At 67.4% G+C, this 16,300-nt stretch carries 13 protein-coding genes; 3 read left to right on the forward strand and 10 right to left on the reverse strand.

Annotation, left to right across the window (positions count from 1 at the left end):
• Positions 1-4: 4 nt before the first annotated feature.
• The 5 genes from ACZ9YD_RS15125 to ACZ9YD_RS15145 form a co-directional block, all read right to left on the reverse strand.
• Entirely contained in the window at positions 5-367 is a 363-nt protein-coding gene (locus ACZ9YD_RS15125) for a roadblock/LC7 domain-containing protein (RefSeq protein ID WP_465076106.1), read from the reverse strand.
• A 99-nt stretch (positions 368-466) separates the two neighbouring features.
• Positions 467-904, reverse strand: a complete 438-nt coding sequence (locus ACZ9YD_RS15130) for a roadblock/LC7 domain-containing protein (RefSeq protein WP_465076107.1) — start codon at positions 902-904, stop codon at positions 467-469.
• A 219-nt stretch (positions 905-1,123) separates the two neighbouring features.
• Positions 1,124-2,380: a DUF819 family protein gene (locus ACZ9YD_RS15135; protein WP_465076108.1), complete on the reverse strand. Its 1,257-nt coding sequence runs from the start codon at positions 2,378-2,380 to the stop codon at positions 1,124-1,126.
• Positions 2,381-2,460: 80 nt separating this feature from the next.
• On the reverse strand, positions 2,461-4,566 hold the full coding sequence (locus ACZ9YD_RS15140; protein ID WP_465076109.1) for a S9 family peptidase: 2,106 nt from the start codon (positions 4,564-4,566) through the stop codon (positions 2,461-2,463).
• Positions 4,567-4,639: 73 nt separating this feature from the next.
• Positions 4,640-6,607 (reverse strand): S9 family peptidase, encoded by a 1,968-nt coding sequence (locus tag ACZ9YD_RS15145; protein WP_465076110.1) that lies wholly within the window; start codon positions 6,605-6,607, stop codon positions 4,640-4,642.
• 170 nt (positions 6,608-6,777) lie between these two features.
• On the opposite strand from ACZ9YD_RS15145, the gene ACZ9YD_RS15150 reads away from it, so the two are divergent.
• Complete coding sequence (locus ACZ9YD_RS15150; protein WP_465076111.1) at positions 6,778-8,505, forward strand: peptide MFS transporter; 1,728 nt, start codon at positions 6,778-6,780, stop codon at positions 8,503-8,505.
• A gap of 99 nt (positions 8,506-8,604) precedes the next feature.
• Here ACZ9YD_RS15150 and ACZ9YD_RS15155 read toward each other — a convergent pair whose 3' ends face one another.
• Positions 8,605-9,129 (reverse strand): single-stranded DNA-binding protein, encoded by a 525-nt coding sequence (locus ACZ9YD_RS15155; protein ID WP_465076112.1) that lies wholly within the window; start codon positions 9,127-9,129, stop codon positions 8,605-8,607.
• A 172-nt stretch (positions 9,130-9,301) separates the two neighbouring features.
• Here ACZ9YD_RS15155 and ACZ9YD_RS15160 point away from each other — a divergent pair, with 172 nt between their 5' ends.
• Together ACZ9YD_RS15160 and ACZ9YD_RS15165 are read left to right on the forward strand one after the other, a co-directional pair.
• Positions 9,302-10,300, forward strand: a complete 999-nt coding sequence (locus ACZ9YD_RS15160) for a polyprenyl synthetase family protein (protein ID WP_465076113.1) — start codon at positions 9,302-9,304, stop codon at positions 10,298-10,300.
• Positions 10,300-10,545 (forward strand): helix-hairpin-helix domain-containing protein, encoded by a 246-nt coding sequence (locus tag ACZ9YD_RS15165; RefSeq protein ID WP_465076114.1) that lies wholly within the window; start codon positions 10,300-10,302, stop codon positions 10,543-10,545. The genes ACZ9YD_RS15160 and ACZ9YD_RS15165 overlap by 1 nt, the downstream gene beginning before the upstream one ends.
• A gap of 15 nt (positions 10,546-10,560) precedes the next feature.
• On the opposite strand, the gene ACZ9YD_RS15170 is transcribed toward ACZ9YD_RS15165, so the two are convergent.
• From ACZ9YD_RS15170 to ACZ9YD_RS15185, 4 genes are all read right to left on the reverse strand, one after another.
• Positions 10,561-10,791 carry a DUF5808 domain-containing protein gene (locus ACZ9YD_RS15170; RefSeq protein WP_465076115.1) on the reverse strand — a complete coding sequence of 77 codons (231 nt, stop codon included), beginning with the start codon at positions 10,789-10,791 and terminating at the stop codon, positions 10,561-10,563.
• Between the two features lie 121 nt (positions 10,792-10,912).
• Positions 10,913-12,325, reverse strand: coding sequence for a UDP-N-acetylmuramoyl-L-alanine--D-glutamate ligase (gene murD, locus ACZ9YD_RS15175; RefSeq protein ID WP_465076116.1), 1,413 nt, complete (start codon positions 12,323-12,325; stop codon positions 10,913-10,915).
• Positions 12,306-13,682: a UDP-N-acetyl-alpha-D-muramoyl-L-alanyl-L-glutamate epimerase gene (gene murL, locus ACZ9YD_RS15180; RefSeq protein ID WP_465076117.1), complete on the reverse strand. Its 1,377-nt coding sequence runs from the start codon at positions 13,680-13,682 to the stop codon at positions 12,306-12,308. The genes murD and murL overlap by 20 nt, the downstream gene beginning before the upstream one ends.
• Positions 13,679-16,270, reverse strand: a complete 2,592-nt coding sequence (locus ACZ9YD_RS15185; protein ID WP_465076118.1) for a bifunctional aspartate kinase/diaminopimelate decarboxylase — start codon at positions 16,268-16,270, stop codon at positions 13,679-13,681. The genes murL and ACZ9YD_RS15185 overlap by 4 nt, the downstream gene beginning before the upstream one ends.
• Positions 16,271-16,300: the final 30 nt, after the last annotated feature.

Below are 16,300 nucleotides of genomic sequence, written 5' to 3' on the forward strand. Positions count from 1 at the left end.
GCGATTACTTGAAGTCGAGCGTGCGCTCGAATGCCTTCAGTTCATGTCGGGCCATCGCCAGGTTCGACTTCGCCCGGTCCAGCACCAGGTAGACGAACAATGCACCGTTGCTTTCGAGCGGCCGGATCAAGTGGTACTGGTTGCTGAGCGTGATCAGGATGTCGTCGATCGAGTCGGTCAGGCCCAGCATCTTGGCGACGTTGCGCTTGGAGCGGATCACCTCGGTGTTGCCGGCCGCGGCGACGTCCAGATCGATCGCGCCTCCGCCCAGAGTGCCGAGCGCCATGCCGCTATCGCTGTCCACGAGGGCTGCGCCGATGAAGCCGGCGATGCCGTTGAGCTGATCGAGACTGAAATTACCTGACATGTGACGTCCTTTTTCGATTGGGTTGTGTCGGTGTGGTGCGGGTTCGAACGCGCTCGCCCTACCGCGTGCCCGATGACGAGCGGCAGTGCGGGCGTTGAATTAGAGGAGCGTGCGGATGCGCGCTGCGCAGTCGCGGGCCGCGAACAGCAGCACTGCCAGCGTGGCATCGGCGCCGCCCATCACAGCCAACGTATAAGGCCGTGACCCGTCGATACGGATCACCACCAGGCTGCCGTGCACCGTCGAAATGGTGGCGTGGTCGGCTGACGACATGCCCACTTCCCGGGACAGGGTCTCGCCCAACGTCAGGAATGAATTGGTCATCGCGCCCACCCTGCGCGGATCGAGACGCGCATGCGACCACTCCGCCACCGCGCGTCCATCGGCGGTGGTCAACAGCAGCATCGTCACGCCGCGCGCGCGCGACTGCACACGCTCGAACTCGCCGCGGATCAGCGTTGCGTCGACCAAGGGAGCCGCCTGCCCGCGCGCGCCCATCGTCACGACCTTGTCCAACGTGGCCTGCTGCATCTTCATCCAATGTCGGGTTCCGGACGAGGTTTTAGCAAGTCGCGTGCCATCCATCGCGGCGCCGACCTGTCCGCGATCGTGACTCGCGGTGTCATCCCTCGAATCACGGCGCACGTCACAAGATGCCGCTGGATGTCGACGCGCGTCACATCCATAACGATAAGCAGGCCATCTCCTGAGCGTGAGCGCCTGCCCCGAGATCACCGCCGCCCCAGGCAGCTGTACTTATTGCCCTGCCATGACCCGCAGGATCTGGCCGATGCCATACGCAAACAGCGTGCCCGTGGCGTAGCCGACGGTGCCCAGCAGTACGCCGACCGGTGCCAGCGACGGATGGAAGGCGGCGGCAATGACTGGCGCCGATGCCGCTGCGCCGACATTGCCCATCGAACCAACGCCGACATAGAACACCGGCGCGCGTACCAGCCGCGCCGCGCCCCAGATCACCAGCACATGCACGGCCATCCAGATCACGCCGATCGCGAGCAGCTCCGGGCGGTCGGCCAGCTTGAGGAAATCCATCTGCATGCCGATGCAGGCGATCAGGAAATACAGGAACACCGTGCCGACCTTCGACGCACCGGCGCTCTCGAGCCGGCGCGCGCGGGTGAAGCTCAGCAGCAGGCCTGCGAGTGTGGAGATCAGCACCACCCAGACGAAGGACGAGTCCAGGCTGAAGCGTGAGGCCCAGTCGTAGCGCGCGAACCACGCCGCCAGCGGGTTGGAGATCGCGTGCGCCAGTCCGACGAGGCCGAAGGCGACGGCGATGATGACCATCAGATCGTTGAGCGTGGGGATCCGCGCGTTCTGCGCGTCGTAGGCTTCGATCCGCGCTTTCATCTCGTCGATCGCACGCGTGTCCGCGCCCGAGCGGGCATCGATCTGCGCCGAACGGTTGGCGATGAACAACAGCGTCGCCATCAGCGCGCTGGCCATCGCGACGTCGACCACGGCGAACTGGCCGAACAGCGTGGCGTCCACCTCGTAGACCTCACGCATCGCGACCATGTTTGCGCCACCGCCGATCCAGCTGCCGGCGAGCGCCGCCATGCCCTTCCAGGTATCACCGGCCACCGCAGCCGGCCACAGCCATTCCAGCAGCTGGAACGACACGATCGCGCCGAGCGCGATGCCGACGGTGCCGGCGAAGAACACGAACAGCAGCTTCGGTCCGAGTTTGAGGATGCCCTTGAGGTCGATCGACAGTGTCAGCAGCACCAGCGCCGCGGGTAGCAGCACGCGGCTGGCGATCGGGTTGTAGAGGCTGTTGTTTTCACCGTCGATCAGGCCGACGGTGTTGTAGAACGCCGGCACGAAATAGCACAGCAACAACGCCGGTACCCAGGTGAAGAACTTTTTCCAGAACGGCGTCGGCCCGCTGGCCAGCCAGAAGATTGCGCCGAGTGTCGCAGCCAGCAGGCCGAACAGGACGATGTCGCTGGTGATCAGCGCGGTGGGCGGTGTGACGGATTCAATCGCCATCGTGGCGGTACTCCAGGGTCCGGTTTTCAGGGGCAGACATGCGAACGGCCGGCATGCGCCGGCCGTCCAATCAAGACCGCTTACTCGCCGATGTGCTGCTTGAGCCAAGCGTTGACGGTGTCGTGCCACAGCACGCTGTTGTGCGGCTGCAGGACCCAGTGGTTCTCGTCCGGGAAGTACAGCAGCTTCGATTCGATGCCCTTGCGCTGCAGCGCGGTGAACGTCGACAGGCCCTGGTCCACCGGGACGCGGTAGTCCTTCTCGCCCTGCACGACCAGCATCGGGACCTTCCAGTTCGCGACGTGGTTGACCGGGTTCCAGCGCTCGTAGTTCTTCGGCTGGTCGAACGGCGTGCCCTTGTTCTCCCATTCGGTGAACCAGAGCTCTTCGGTGACGTAGCCCATCGAGCGCGTGTCGAACACGCCGTCATGGTTGACCAGGCACTTGAACGGCGCGTTGCCGCCACGGTCGAACCAGTTGCCGGCGATCCAGTTGATCATGTAGCCGCCGTAGCTCGCGCCGAGCGCGCACGCGCGGTCGCCGTCGAGGAACGCGTACTTGTCTTGCGCGGCAGCCCAGCCCTTCTGCAGATCCTCGAGCGGCTTGCCGCCCCAGTCGCCGCTGATCGCATCGGTGAACGCCTGTCCGTAACCGGTCGAGCCGTGGAAATCGATCATCACCACCGCGTAGCCCTGCCCCGCATACGTCTGCGGATTCCAGCGGTAGCTCCAGCCGTCGCCGAAGCTGCCCTGCGGGCCGCCGTGGATCAGGAACGCGACCGGATAGGTCTGGCCTTCCTGGTAGTTCCACGGCTTGACCACGTAGCCGTACACGGTCTCGTTGCCGGCGCCCTTGAACGAGAACTGCTCGTAGTCGCCGAATGCGACACCGGGCAGACGCTCGGCCGCGGTCGGGGTGATCTGGCGCAGCTGCGTGTCGGCGCCCAGCGACTGCAGAGAACCGGTGTAGAGCGTGTCGCCGCTCTGGATCGAGTTGCGGGTCAGCGCGACCGTGTCGCCTGCAATCGCGAACGACGAGATGGAGCCGTCGGCAATGAGCTTGGTGACTTCACCGCTGGCCACATCGACGCGGAACAGCGGGTATTCGCCCGTGTCCTGGGCGGCGACATAGAGCGCGCTGCCGTCGGCGGACGGGGTCACACTGCTCGGCGAACGGTCCCACTGCGGCGCGATCTCGCGCGCCTGGCCGCTGGCGACATCCAGTGCCATCAGCGCATAGCGGTCGGCCTCGAAGCCGGGGCGCTGCATCGCGCGGTAGAACAGCGTGGCGCCGTCTTCGCTGAAGACCGGGCCGGCATCCCAGGCGGGGTTGGCGCTGGTGAGGTTCACCGGCGCCGTCTCGCCCATCGCATCGATGCGGTAGAGATCGAAGTTGGTCGACCACGGCGCCTCGCGTCCGGCCACCTTGACGCTGGCGACGACCGAGCGGCCGTCAGGCGCCCAGGTGTAGTCCTCTGCGCCACCGAAGGGCTTGCCGGGGATGTCGCCGTCGAGCGCATGGCCCAGTGCGCGCACGGTCGTGACTGCACGTGCGCGGGCGGCCGGCAGGTCGGCGACGAACAGGCGGCTCATCGTGCCGTCCTTCCAGGTATCCCAGTGGCGCACGAACAGCTGGTCGTAGACCACACCGCTGGCCTTGGCGTCCTTGGACTCGGCAAGCTTGCGCTTGGTGCACGCGAGATCCGCGGCGCAGTCGGCGAAGGTGTCGGCGCTGAACGCGACGCGCGCGCCATCGGGCGAGAGCTGGTAGGTGCCGATGTCGACCGCGACATCGGTCAGCTGACGCGGGGTGCCACCGGCGAGCGGCATCGAGAACAGCTGCGAGCTGCCGTTCTTGCTGCTGAGAAAATAGACCGTCTGCCCGTCAGCTGACAGCGTCGGCGAGTTCACGTTCCAGCCCGTCGGCGTCAGCCGCTTGGGCGGCGCCATGTCGCGGGTCAACAGATTGCGCGTGTACAGCGCGGTTTCCGCCTTGCCCGAATCGAAATCCAGCGTGCGCTGGGCGAACACCAGCTGGCGACCATCGGCGGTCAACAGCGGCGCGGACACTCGGTCCAGCTTGACCAGATCGCGCACGTCGAGCCCGCGCGCGGCCTCGCGTTCCTGGGCGACAGCCGGCAACGCGGCGAGCAGGCACAACGGCAACAGCGCAAGGCGCAATGACATGGCAGGGCTCCGTACAAAGAGCCCGAATGGTAGGCCGGCGCCGCGATGCTGGCAAAGCGGCGCCGGCGGGGCGTTACTGGGCGGCGCGTTGCCCGCCGAGGTGCGTGGACAGGAAGTCGAGCAGCTTTGTGTAGTACATGCGGCGGTTCTCCGGCTTGTAGAAGCCGTGGCCCTCGTTTGCGACGTAAAGCGTCTCCACCGGCACATCGGCTGCACGCAGCGCGCGTTCCATGCTGCGAGTGTGCCCGACCGGCGCGACTTCGTCCTTGCCGCCCGCCACCAGCAGCACGGGGCTACGGATCTGCGCCGCGCGCTGGGTCGGCGACGCAGCCGCCAGCGCTTGCGCGTCCGCGCCGACCCACTCGTCGAACCAGGTCCGCAGCCAGGCGGCGCCGCGACGGTCGTCGTTGCGCATCATCGGCAGGTCGTAGACGCCGACATAGCCGGCTGCGCATCGATACAGGTCAGGCTCGCGCGCCGCGCCCATCATCGCCGCGTACGCGCCGTAGCTGCCGCCGTAGATGCAGATGCGATCCTGCGTGGTGTGGCCCTGTTCGATCGCCCAGTGGGTCGCATCGGTCAGATCGTCCTGCATCTTGCCGCCCCACTCCCGGGCGCCGGCCTGCATGAAACTTCGGCCATATCCCCCGGACCCACGGTAATTCATTTGGAGGACGGCGTAGCCGGCTTTCGCGAGCAACTGCGTTTCCGGATCGAACGCCCAGGCGTCCGAAATGCCGAACGGCCCGCCGTGCGGCACCACGACGAGCGGCAGCGGCTGTCCGGCAGGCGCACCAGCAGGACGTGTCAGATACCCGTGGACGGTAAGGCCGTCGCGTGCGCGGATCGCCACGGGCGCCATGGGGCTCATCTGCTCGGGATCGATCCCGGCGCGACGTGCCAGCACGAAATCGGCCTTCTTCTCGCGTGCGTCGTAGGTGTAGAAACTCCCGGGGTCAAGATCGCTGGTGGCGAGCAGGAGCTTGGTGTTGGCATCGCGTGTCGACGAGGCGACACCGATCTCATAGCCAGGGAAGGCCAGTTCGAACATGCGGAACAGGCGCGCGTCGTCCGATTCGGGCTCGAAGAATGCCATCCGTGGCGCCGCTCCCGGATAGCGCACGCCGATCGCGACCTCAGTGCCGGGCCGGTAGAGGATCTCGGGGTCGACGGCTTCGTCGCGCAGCAGCTCCCGTCGGTCACGGGAGGCAATATCCATCGCGACAATCGCGTCCGGACCCGAGGGCTGGGTGACCTGCAGATAGGCGGTGGTGCCGTCCTGCGAAAACCCGACCGGATACTCGATGCGGCCGGAGGTGCCCTGGTGGTTCAGCAGCTCCCAGTCGGCGCCGCGACCGGCGCGGTAATACAGCTGGCTCAGGTTGTCGCTGCGCGAGCCGACCGCGAAGCGGACCTCGCCCTGGTGATCGGTCACGAATCGCGCCTGGTTCACCGGCACGGTGGCAACCGTGTGGCGACGACCGCTGTAGACATCCATCCGGTCGACACGGGTATACGGATCGCCGCCAAACGGCGAAATGGCCACCAGCACGTTGCGCGGATCGTCCGGCAGCATGTCGATGGGCCAAGCGAACACGCGCTCCTCCTTCGGACCACTGCGGATGTTGGTGCCGAGCCCGGAGTTCTGCACGCGATAGCCGACCAGCAACTGGGCGCGCGAGCCGTCGGCATTCATCGCATAGAGCTCACCGGTGGAGGCCGGGTAGTCGCGCATTCCCAAGCGCTGGGCGAGACCGAACATCAGGCGGTCCTCTTTCGCCCACCAGAAATCGGCGATATGCGTGTTCGCCGGCAACTGGAAACTGCCGACGACGCTGCGGTCGATCCGGTTGAGGATGGCGATCACCGACCGGTCCTCGGCCGGCAGGGTCGCCGCGAGAAAACGCCCGTCGGGCGAAATTTTCAGATCGAGGATGCCCTCATCCTGGATGAAAGGCCCCAGATCCACCTGCGCATGCAGGCTTGGCGCGCTCAAACATGACAGAGCAATACATGCAGACAGCAGTCCTTCGCGGACCATACGAACTCCTGATTTCCATCTCCGTGACTCCGACCGTCGAAGACGCTCTCCCCGAGCACGGCGCTCTACATCGTAACGACGAAGAGGCAGCCGGCAACCCCTGACGCGCGGCTGCCGCGGGGCACGGCGCCGGGCCTATACTCGCGCCTTCGCCCGCCCGGATCACGGCATTGCGCGCTGTCACCGCTTCCTCCGCCGCGTCGCACGCGGACTTCCTGGGCCACCCGAAAGGCGTTTTCGTCTGCTTCTTCACCGAGATGTGGGAGCGCTTCTCGTTCTACGGGATGAAAGCGCTGCTGCTGCTCTACATCCTCAAGTACCACCTGTTCGGCGACGACGCCGGCTTCGATCTGCTCGGCGCCTACGGCGGCCTGGTCTATGCCGTGCCGGTGATCGGCGGGCTTTTGGCGGACCGGTACCTCGGCATGCGCAAGGCGGTCGTGCTCGGCGGCGTGCTGCTGGTGCTCGGCCATCTGGGCATGGCTTACGAGGGCGAGCAGGCGCGCATCGTCGATGGCGTCGTCATCCGCGACGAGGCCGCGCTGCAAGTGTTCTACCTGTCGCTGGCCCTGATCATCATGGGCGTCGGTTTCCTGAAGCCGAACATCTCGACGATCGTCGGCAAGCTCTACGCACCCGAGGATCCACGGCGCGATTCCGGGTTCACGCTGTTCTATGCCGGCATCAACGTCGGCGCGCTGTTCGCGAGTCTGGTGTGCGCGTTCCTGGGCGAGACCTACGGCTGGAAATACGGCTTCGGCGCGGCCGGCATCGGCATGATCGCCGGGCTTATCGTCTTCATCTGGGGCCAGAAATATCTCTACGGCCTCGCCGAACCCAACGATCCGGCAAAGCTGCGCGAACGCGTCGGCCCGCTGTCACGCGAGTGGTGGATCTATGCCGGCAGCGTCGCCGGTGCGCTGCTGGTCTGGCAGCTGATCCAGCGCACCTGGACCGTGCACGGCGCGATGCATCTGATTGCGGCCGCACTGGTGATCTGGTTCGTCTGGTTCCTCGTGCGCCACTGCACGAAAGTCGAACGCCAGCAGATGCTGGCGCTGGTGCTGCTGATCATCGGGGTTCTGATCTTCTTTACCCTTTACGAGCAGACCTACGGCTCCTGGGTCACGTTCACCGACCGCATGCTGACCAAGGATCTGTTCGGCCTGACGCCCGGCAATTACCAGCCCGGCATTCCGTGGGCGATCTTCGCGCTCGCCAGCAGCCCGATCCTGATGGTCACCGCATTGCGCGCCAGTGACCGCGGCAATGGCGGGCTGGCCAAAACGGCCGTCATCGTGATGGTGGTCGGTCTCGCGATCGCGCTGGTCCACGACGTCGTGCTGGTACCGCAGACCGCGGGCTCGCTGACCTTCCTCGGCGCGTTCTTCATCGTCGTGCTGGCGCCGGTGTTCTCGTGGCTGTGGCCGTGGCTGGATCGCCGCGGGCTCAATCCGAGCAAGCCGGCGAAGATGGCGATCGGCCTGGTGTTCGCGGGCCTCGCGTTCGTGCCGCTGATGCTGGCTGCGCAGTCGGCCGGCAGCGGCGTGCTCGCCAGCGTGTGGTGGCTGGTGCTGGCGTATTTCCTGCTGGAGCTGGGCGAGATGTGCCTGTCGCCGATCGGCCTGTCGGCGGTGACCCAGCTGTCGGTCGCACGCGTGGTGGGCCTGATGATGGGCGCGTTCTGGCTGGCGACCGCGTACTCGGAAGTGCTGGCCGCGCAGTTCGGCAAGCTGACCTCGATGGACGTGCCCGAAGGCGAGACCTTCGACATGGCGGTCGCGGCCACGAAGCACGCCGATCTATTCCAGCTGATGCTGTGGATCGGTGTCGGTTCGGGCATCGCCTATTTCGTGCTCTCGCCGCTGATGCGTCGCTGGATGCATGGCGTGCGCTGAGCCGCGCAGGCAGCGCTCTACCCGACCTGGGGACCCTGAAACGCAGAACCCCCGATCGCTCGGGGGTTCGTGCAGTACATCGGGCGACGCGGCGTCCGATCAGAACGGGATGTCGTCGTCCGAGAAGTCGTCCATCGGTGCCGGGCGCTGCTGCTGCGGTGCCGACTGGCGCGAAGGCGCGGGACCACGCTGCTGCGGTGCATCGCCGCCACCGCCGCCGGCCGAACGCTGCGGACGATTGCCGCGCTCGTAATTGCCACCGCCACCGCCTCCACCGCCGCCGCCGTCACCACGGCCGCCGAGCATCTGCATCTCGTTGGCGACGATGTCGGTCGTGTACTTCTCCACGCCGTCCTGCCCGGTGTACTTGTCGTAACGGATCTCGCCTTCGACGTAGCACTGGCTGCCCTTGCGCAGGTACTCGCCGGCGATCTCGCCGAGCTTGCCGAAGAACACCACGCGGTGCCATTCGGTGCGCTCCTGCTTGTTGCCGTCCTTGTCGTTGCGCACGCTGGTCGTGGCCAGGCTGATGCGGGTCACGGCCATGCCGCCCTGGGTGTACTTGGTGTCGGGGTCGTTGCCGAGATTGCCGACCAGGATGACTTTGTTGACGCCGCGGGCCATGGGAATTCCTTGGATTGCACCGGCTTGTGGGCCGGCGTGATGGATTTCGACATCACAGTATAAAGCGCCCTGCCCCCGCCGTCCGCGCGGTCCGCACGCGGCGCTGGGGAGCATCCGCACGCCGGCGTCGGGCCTTGCCTATAATTCCGGGCCTGCCTGTCCCGGATCCTGCATGAACAACGTCGCCCACCCGGCCGCCCGCCTCGATCTGCCGGCGATCCAGGCCCTCGCCGCAGGCGACATGGCCGCCATCGACGCGCTGATCCGCAACCGGCTGGCCTCCGATGTGGTGCTGATCAACCAGGTCGCCGAACACATCGTCTCGGCGGGCGGCAAACGCCTGCGGCCGATGCTGGTGATGCTGGCCGGCCGCGCGACCGGCACCGTCGGCGCCGAGCACCACCAGCTGGCGGCGATCGTCGAGTTCATCCACACCTCGACCCTGCTGCACGACGACGTGGTCGACGAATCCGACCTGCGCCGCGGCCGCAGCACCGCGAACGCGATCTGGGGCAACGCGGCCAGCGTGCTTGTGGGCGATTTCCTGTACTCGCGCAGCTTCCAGCTGATGGTCGAACTCGACCGCATGCCGGTGATGCGCATCCTCGCCGACACCACCAACCGCATCGCCGAAGGCGAAGTGCTGCAGCTGCTGCACGTGCGCAATCCGGACACCGACGAGGCCGCCTACCTCAACGTCATCGAGCGCAAGACCGCGGTGCTGTTCGCCGCCGGCACGAAGCTCGGCGCGCTGGCCTCGGGCGCCGACGAAACCACGCAGCAGGCGCTGTACGACTACGGCATGCAGTTGGGCTACGCGTTCCAGATCGCCGACGACGTGCTCGACTACTCGGGCGACGCCGACGCGCTGGGCAAGAACCTCGGCGACGATCTCGCCGAAGGCAAGGCCACGCTGCCGCTGATCCACGCGATGGCGCAGGCCACGCCCGAGTTGCGCGCGCGCCTGCGGACCATCGTCGAGACCGGCGATACCGATGCGCTGCCCGAAGTGCTGGCCGCAATCGAAGCCGCCGGCAGCCTCGACTACAGCCGCGCCCGCGCACTCGAATACGCGGAAGCCGCCGAACGCGCGCTTGCCGGACTGGGCGACAACGATGCCATGGCTGCGCTGCGCGGGCTTGCGCGCTACGCGGTGGAACGCGGGCACTGATGGCGTTCAGCCCCGAAGCGCGGGCACTGCTCGCCCATGCGAATGGTGTTGGCCCGACCGTGATCTCGAGGCTCGAACAGATCGGTTACAGCACGCTTGCGCAATTGTCGGAGGCCAGCGTCACCGACATCACCGCACAGGTCGCCGCGATGCTCGGCACGACCTGCTGGCGCAACAGTCCGCAGGCGCGCGCCGCGATTGCGGCAGCAATCGATGTGGCGGCATCGCATTGCGACGCCGCATAGGCCAGTCGTACGCGGTCAACCGCGCAACGCATAGCCGCCAATACTCGCCAGAACGGCCACGATCAGGATCGACAGCATCGCCACGCCGGAAGGCCTGCCGAGATTGACCGTCCAGCCCAGGCTGCGAGGCACCTTCGGCACCCACAAGCGGTCATCCTCGGCGCACCGGTAGAGACCGAGCCAGCGTGGGCCGATCCAGTTGCCGGGGTTCTGCCACGCGCGGGCATTGCGTTCGCTGCGATCCATGTCGACGTCCTGTTCGATGGGCGTCCAGTCTCGCAGCACAGCGCGGCGCAGATACCGCGCTGCGACAGATGCCGCCTAGGATACGACGGGCCGGGCCTGATACCCGACGGCCCACGTCGCCTCAGGCGATCCCGATGCCCGGAATCGCCGTGATCGCATCCGGATCGAAACCGCCCAGCGCGGCAAAATGGCGCCCGCGCGCGGTGTAGTCACGGTAGGCACCGAAACTCGGCGCGCCGGGCGACAGCAGCAGCACGCCCTCGCCATCCAGCGCCGCGCGTGCCTGCGCGATCGCCGATTCGAGATCGTCGGCCGCCGACAGCGCGAACCCGGCGTCGCGCGCGACCGGATCCAGCAGATCGAAGATGCGCGGTCCGTTCTGACCCATGGTCACGATCGCGTGCGGCGCGCCCGTGCGCATCGCGTCAGCGAACGCCTGCCAGTCGAGGCCGCGGTCGTGGCCGCCGACCAGCAAGACGACGCGTCGATCCCGGTAGACATCGAGCGCGGCGAGACTCGCATGCGGCGTCGTGCTGATCGAATCGTTGACCCACAGCACGCCATCGCGTGTACCCAGCGGCTGCAGGCGATGCGGCAGCGGCACGAAATCGGCAGCGGCGGCGGCCAGCGGCGCGGCATCGATGCCCAGCGCCTCGATCGCGGTCAGCACGCCGCAGAGATTGCCCCGGTTGTGCCGGCCCGGCAGCGGTAGGCCCGAGGTATCCATGACCGCGGTGTCGCCGCGATACAGGACGTCGCCACGCAGATGCCAGCCCTCGGGCGTGCCGAACCAGTGGATCTCGCTGTCCGGCAACACCAGCGCGGCGAGCCGCGGATCGTTGGCATTGAGCACTGCGATGCGCGGCCGCGCCCGCGTGACCAGCGCCAGCTTGTCGTCGACGTACTGCGCCTCGCTGCCGTGCCAGTCGAGATGCTCGGGAAAGATGTTCGTGACGACTGCGATGTCGGGCCGCACGCCGCCGGTGGCGACATCGCCGGTCTGGTAGCTCGACAGTTCGATCGCCCAGGCATCGGCGTCCGCATCGAGCAGTTCCAGCAGCGGCAGGCCGATGTTGCCGGCCAGCGCGGTGCGCAGGCCGTGCGCGCGCAGCAGATGCGCGAGCAGCGCGGTGGTCGTGCTCTTGCCCTTGGTGCCGGTGACGCAGACCGTGCCGGCCGCGACGTCACCGGGCGCGGCGCGCGTGGCGAACCACAACGCGGTTCCACCGATGAACTGCGTGCCCTGCGCGGAAGCTGCCATCGCATCGCGTGCATACGGGCTGATGCCAGGCGACTTCACGACGACCGCGCAGGCCGACAGCCGTGCGGCGTCGATGCCGGTGTCGCAGGTCAGCAGCGGATCGCCGAGCGTCGCCGCATCGGTGGCTTCTTCGGCGTTACAGAACAGCGTCAACGGCAGTGCGGGCGCGCGACTGCGGATCGCGCGCCAGGCCGCGCGGCCTTCGCGGCCCCAGCCCCACAGCGCGATGCGGCCGCCGTTGGCGGCGATTGCCTCAAGCTGCGAGATGCGCACGCAGGCGGTCCCACAGCGCGTCGGGAATGCGGTGTGCGTCGTCTTCGACCGTCAGCAACCCGGCGACATCCAGTTCGCCCGCGTCGAGCTGCGGTGCGATCTCATGGGCGAAGCGCGCGACGATCGCGTCCTCGCGCCACTCCGGACGCTTCGCCAGCGCCGCCATCGCCGCGCGCGATTCGCGGCCTTCGCCGACGCATTCGAAAGGCTTGTGGTCCTGGTACTCGAGCAGGGCGTCATAACCCGGCACCTGCGTGGCGTCGTCGAGCAGATTGCGGCCGAAGATCGACACCAGGCGCGGCTTTGGCATGAACGGCGCGAGTGCCAGGAACACGAAATGGCACTTCGGGCAGATACCGCACCAGCGGTTCACCGGCCGCTCGCCGAGCAGATGGAAGTTGCGGTTGCAGCTGGAGAAATGCGCGTCGTAGCGATCGGTCTTCGCGAACTGGCGCGCGACTGCGAGTTCCGACAGCGGGCGCAGCAGCGAGTAGTAATGCAGATCCGCGGCCACGCGCGCCTGCACGTGATCGCCAAACGCGCGCTCGAACGCCCAGCCCTTCGACCACTGGTGATTCACTTCGCGCGTCTCGCCGCCCGACGCGTCCTTGATCAGGCTGCCGTAGCTGGCCGAGCGCTCGTTGGAGAACACCACCTGGTCAACGCCGTGCAGCACCGCGGCCAGCACGAGGATCGCCGAATTGATCGCGGTGACCGGGATGTGCCCGTTCCACGCGCCCTGGCGGTTGTACTCGAACAGCTCCGGTGCGATCTGGCGGCCAATGTTGAGCGTCGGCAGACCGGTGCGCTCGGCGCAGACGCGGATCAGCTGCGAGCCGCCGATCCAGCTGACGGTCTGTTCGATGCCCAACGCGCGCAGCGCTTCGATCGACACCAGCGAATCCTTGCCGCCGCCGATCGCGACCAGCGCATGCGTGCGCAAACCCAGCGCGGGCGCTCCGGCAGTCGCGACTGCGTCATGCGGGAAGCGGATCTTGCCGTGCAGGTCCATCCCGTTGCGATACGCGAACTCGCCGAGCCCGTGCACGTACACGTCTTCGAGCAGCGCCGCGGTCTCTGCATCGATCGCGTAGCCTTCGATGCGGATGTCGGTCGGCACGGCGGCCTTGTAGTAACTGACGCCCGCGATCAGGTGCAGCAGCCGCAGGGCCTGCATCGCGGCCTCAGCGCGCGCCGCGTCGAGCACGAACGGCGCGCCCGGCACCGTGACGGTCTCGATCAGCTCCGCGCCATCGTCGAAGGCATAGCGCAGGCGCGCGATGCCGGTCGCGGCATCGAGGTCGCAATCGATGAAGCGGAAACTGCGGACCGCATTGCGGTCGAAGACAACACTCATTCCAGGACATCCTGCTGCGGCAGCTGCCGCAGGTTGTAGGTATTGGCCATGACGAAGCCGTAGGCGCCGGCGTCGGCGATCAGCACGGTGTCGCCCTCGCGCGTCGCGGCGGGCAGGCGGCGGCGCGTGCCGAAGACGTCGCTCGATTCGCAGATCGGGCCGACGATCTCGACCGTGGCCTCGACCACGTCATCGAGCCGCGTCAGGTTGTGGATGCCGTGCCAGGCGTCGTAGAGCGCCGGCCGCATCAGGCTGTGCATGCCGGCGTCGACACCGACGCGGCGCGTGCCCAGCTTGTCCACGACCTGGGTCACGGTCGTCAGCAGCACGCCGGCCTCGGCGACGAGGTAGCGGCCCGGTTCGATCGCCAGACGATAGCGCGGGTACTCGGCCTTGATCGCCGCCAGGCCCGCGGCCCAGGCCGGGATGTCGAACGGCACATCGTCGGGGCGATACGGAATCGGCAGGCCGCCGCCGATGTCGATCGTGTCGACGGTGCCGACCGCATCGGCGAACCCGGCGAGTTCCGCGTAGACCTCGCGCCAGTGCGCGACGGTTTCGATGCCGCTGCCCAGATGCGCGTGGATGCCGGTGATGCGCGCGTCGACTTCTTCGGCGGCAATCAGGAACGCGTCGAACGCACCGAGCGGCAGGCCGAACTTCGACGCCGCGCCCCCGGTCACGACTTTCGCGTGGTGGCCGTCACCGCGGCCCAGATCGAGACGCAGCCACAGGTCGCGGCCGCGGAAGACATCCGGCCAGTGGCGCAGCGCTTCGACGTTGTCGACGGTCACCGTGACGCCGCGCGCGTAGGCATCCGCGTATTCGGCGCGCGGTGCGAAGCTCGGCGTGAACAGCACGCGCGTGGGATCGAGATCCGGCAGCACCTCGAACACGTGCTCGAGTTCGCCCTGCGACACGCATTCCAGACCGAAGCCGGCATCGACCAGCGTGCGCAGGATCGCCGGGTGCGAATTGGCCTTGATCGCGAAGAAGCGGCGATCGATCGCATTGGCGCTCGACAGCGCGGCCGCGCGTTCGCGTACGGTCGGCAGGTGATAGACGTAATGCGGCCGGCCCGGCTCGGCGAGTGCCAGCAGCGATTCGCGTGCGCCCTGCCACCACTGCGGCGCACGTTCGCGGCGGCCGTGGGCGATCTCGCGCCAGCTCGGGCCGAATACGGTTTCGTCATGCACCGGCATCGCGCCGCTGTCGATCAACTCGGCATGCAGCACCGGCAGCAGACCGTCGGCGTCGGCCTCGTCGATGACGAAGGTCAGGTTGAGATCATTCGACGACTGCGAGATCAGGTGCACGCGTTCCTTGCCGAACGTGGCCCACACATCCGACAGCTTGTGCAGCAGCGACCGCATGCCGCGGCCGACGAGGGTGATTGCCGCGCAGGGTGCGATGACCTTGACCCGGCAGACTTCGGCCAGATCGTCGCTCAATCGCGCCAGCACGTCGGTGCTGACGAGGTTCTCGCTGGGATCAAGCGACACGGTGACATTGGTCTCCGATGAGCCGATCAGATCGACCGACAGGCCGTGGCGCTTGAAGCGTTCGAACACGTCGGCGAGGAAGCCGACCTGCTGCCACATGCCGATGCCTTCCATCGACACCAGCACGATGCCGTTGCGGCGGCTGATCGCCTTGACCCCCGGTACCGGCTCGGCGCTCGCGTCGATCGCGGTGCCTGGCAGGTCCGGACGTTCTGTGTCGAGAATCGCCATCGGCACGCCGCCATCGCGGCAGGGCTTGATCGAACGCGGATGCAGCACCTTGGCGCCGGTGGTCGCGATCTCCTGCGCTTCGGCGTAATCCAGCCGCGCGAGCAGGCGCGCGTCGGGTACGTCGCGCGGATTTGCGCTGAACATGCCGGGCACGTCGGTCCAGATTTCGACGCGGCGTGCGCCGAGCAGCGCACCGAAGTACGCCGCCGACGTGTCCGAACCGCCACGACCGAGGATCGCCGTACCGCCATCGCCATGACGGGCGATGAAGCCCTGGGTCAGCAACATCCGCGGCGCCTGCGCGGCGAAGCGTGCGCGCCAGTCGCCATCGGGTTCGCGCTTGCAGTTCACCGACAGGCGCAGCGCCCAGTCGCTCTGGTTCGGCAGCGCCACTGCGTCCAGCCAGTCGCGCGCATCGCACCAGCCGAAATCCAGACCCTGCGCCGCGAGATACGCCGCGCCGATCGTCGAAGACAGCAGCTCGCCCTGCCCCAGCACTTCGGCCTGCCAGTCGAGCGTGCGCGTCGCCGCGCGGGCATCGGTGGCCAGCGCCTGCAACGCGGCGAGGCGCGTGCCGAGCACCGCATCGACATCCAATTCGAGTTCGGTGACGAATGCGCGGTGGCGCTCGACCAGCGCGGCGACGCGCGCAGCCGAATCCGCAGCGCCATCGGCGATCGCGGTCAGTTCGTTGGTGACGCCCGACAGTGCGGAGACCACCACCAGCACGCGCGTGTCCTGCTCCAGCGCCCGGCGTTTCGCCAGTCGGCCGATGGTGTCCCAGCGGTGGCGACGCGACACCGAAGTGCCGCCGAACTTGAGCACGATCCAGCGATCGTCAGGGGGTGAGGACATCGAGGTGGGGTCTCGGATGGGGGCGAAAAA

It is taken from the genome of Luteimonas sp. AC640a, assembly GCF_979256585.1.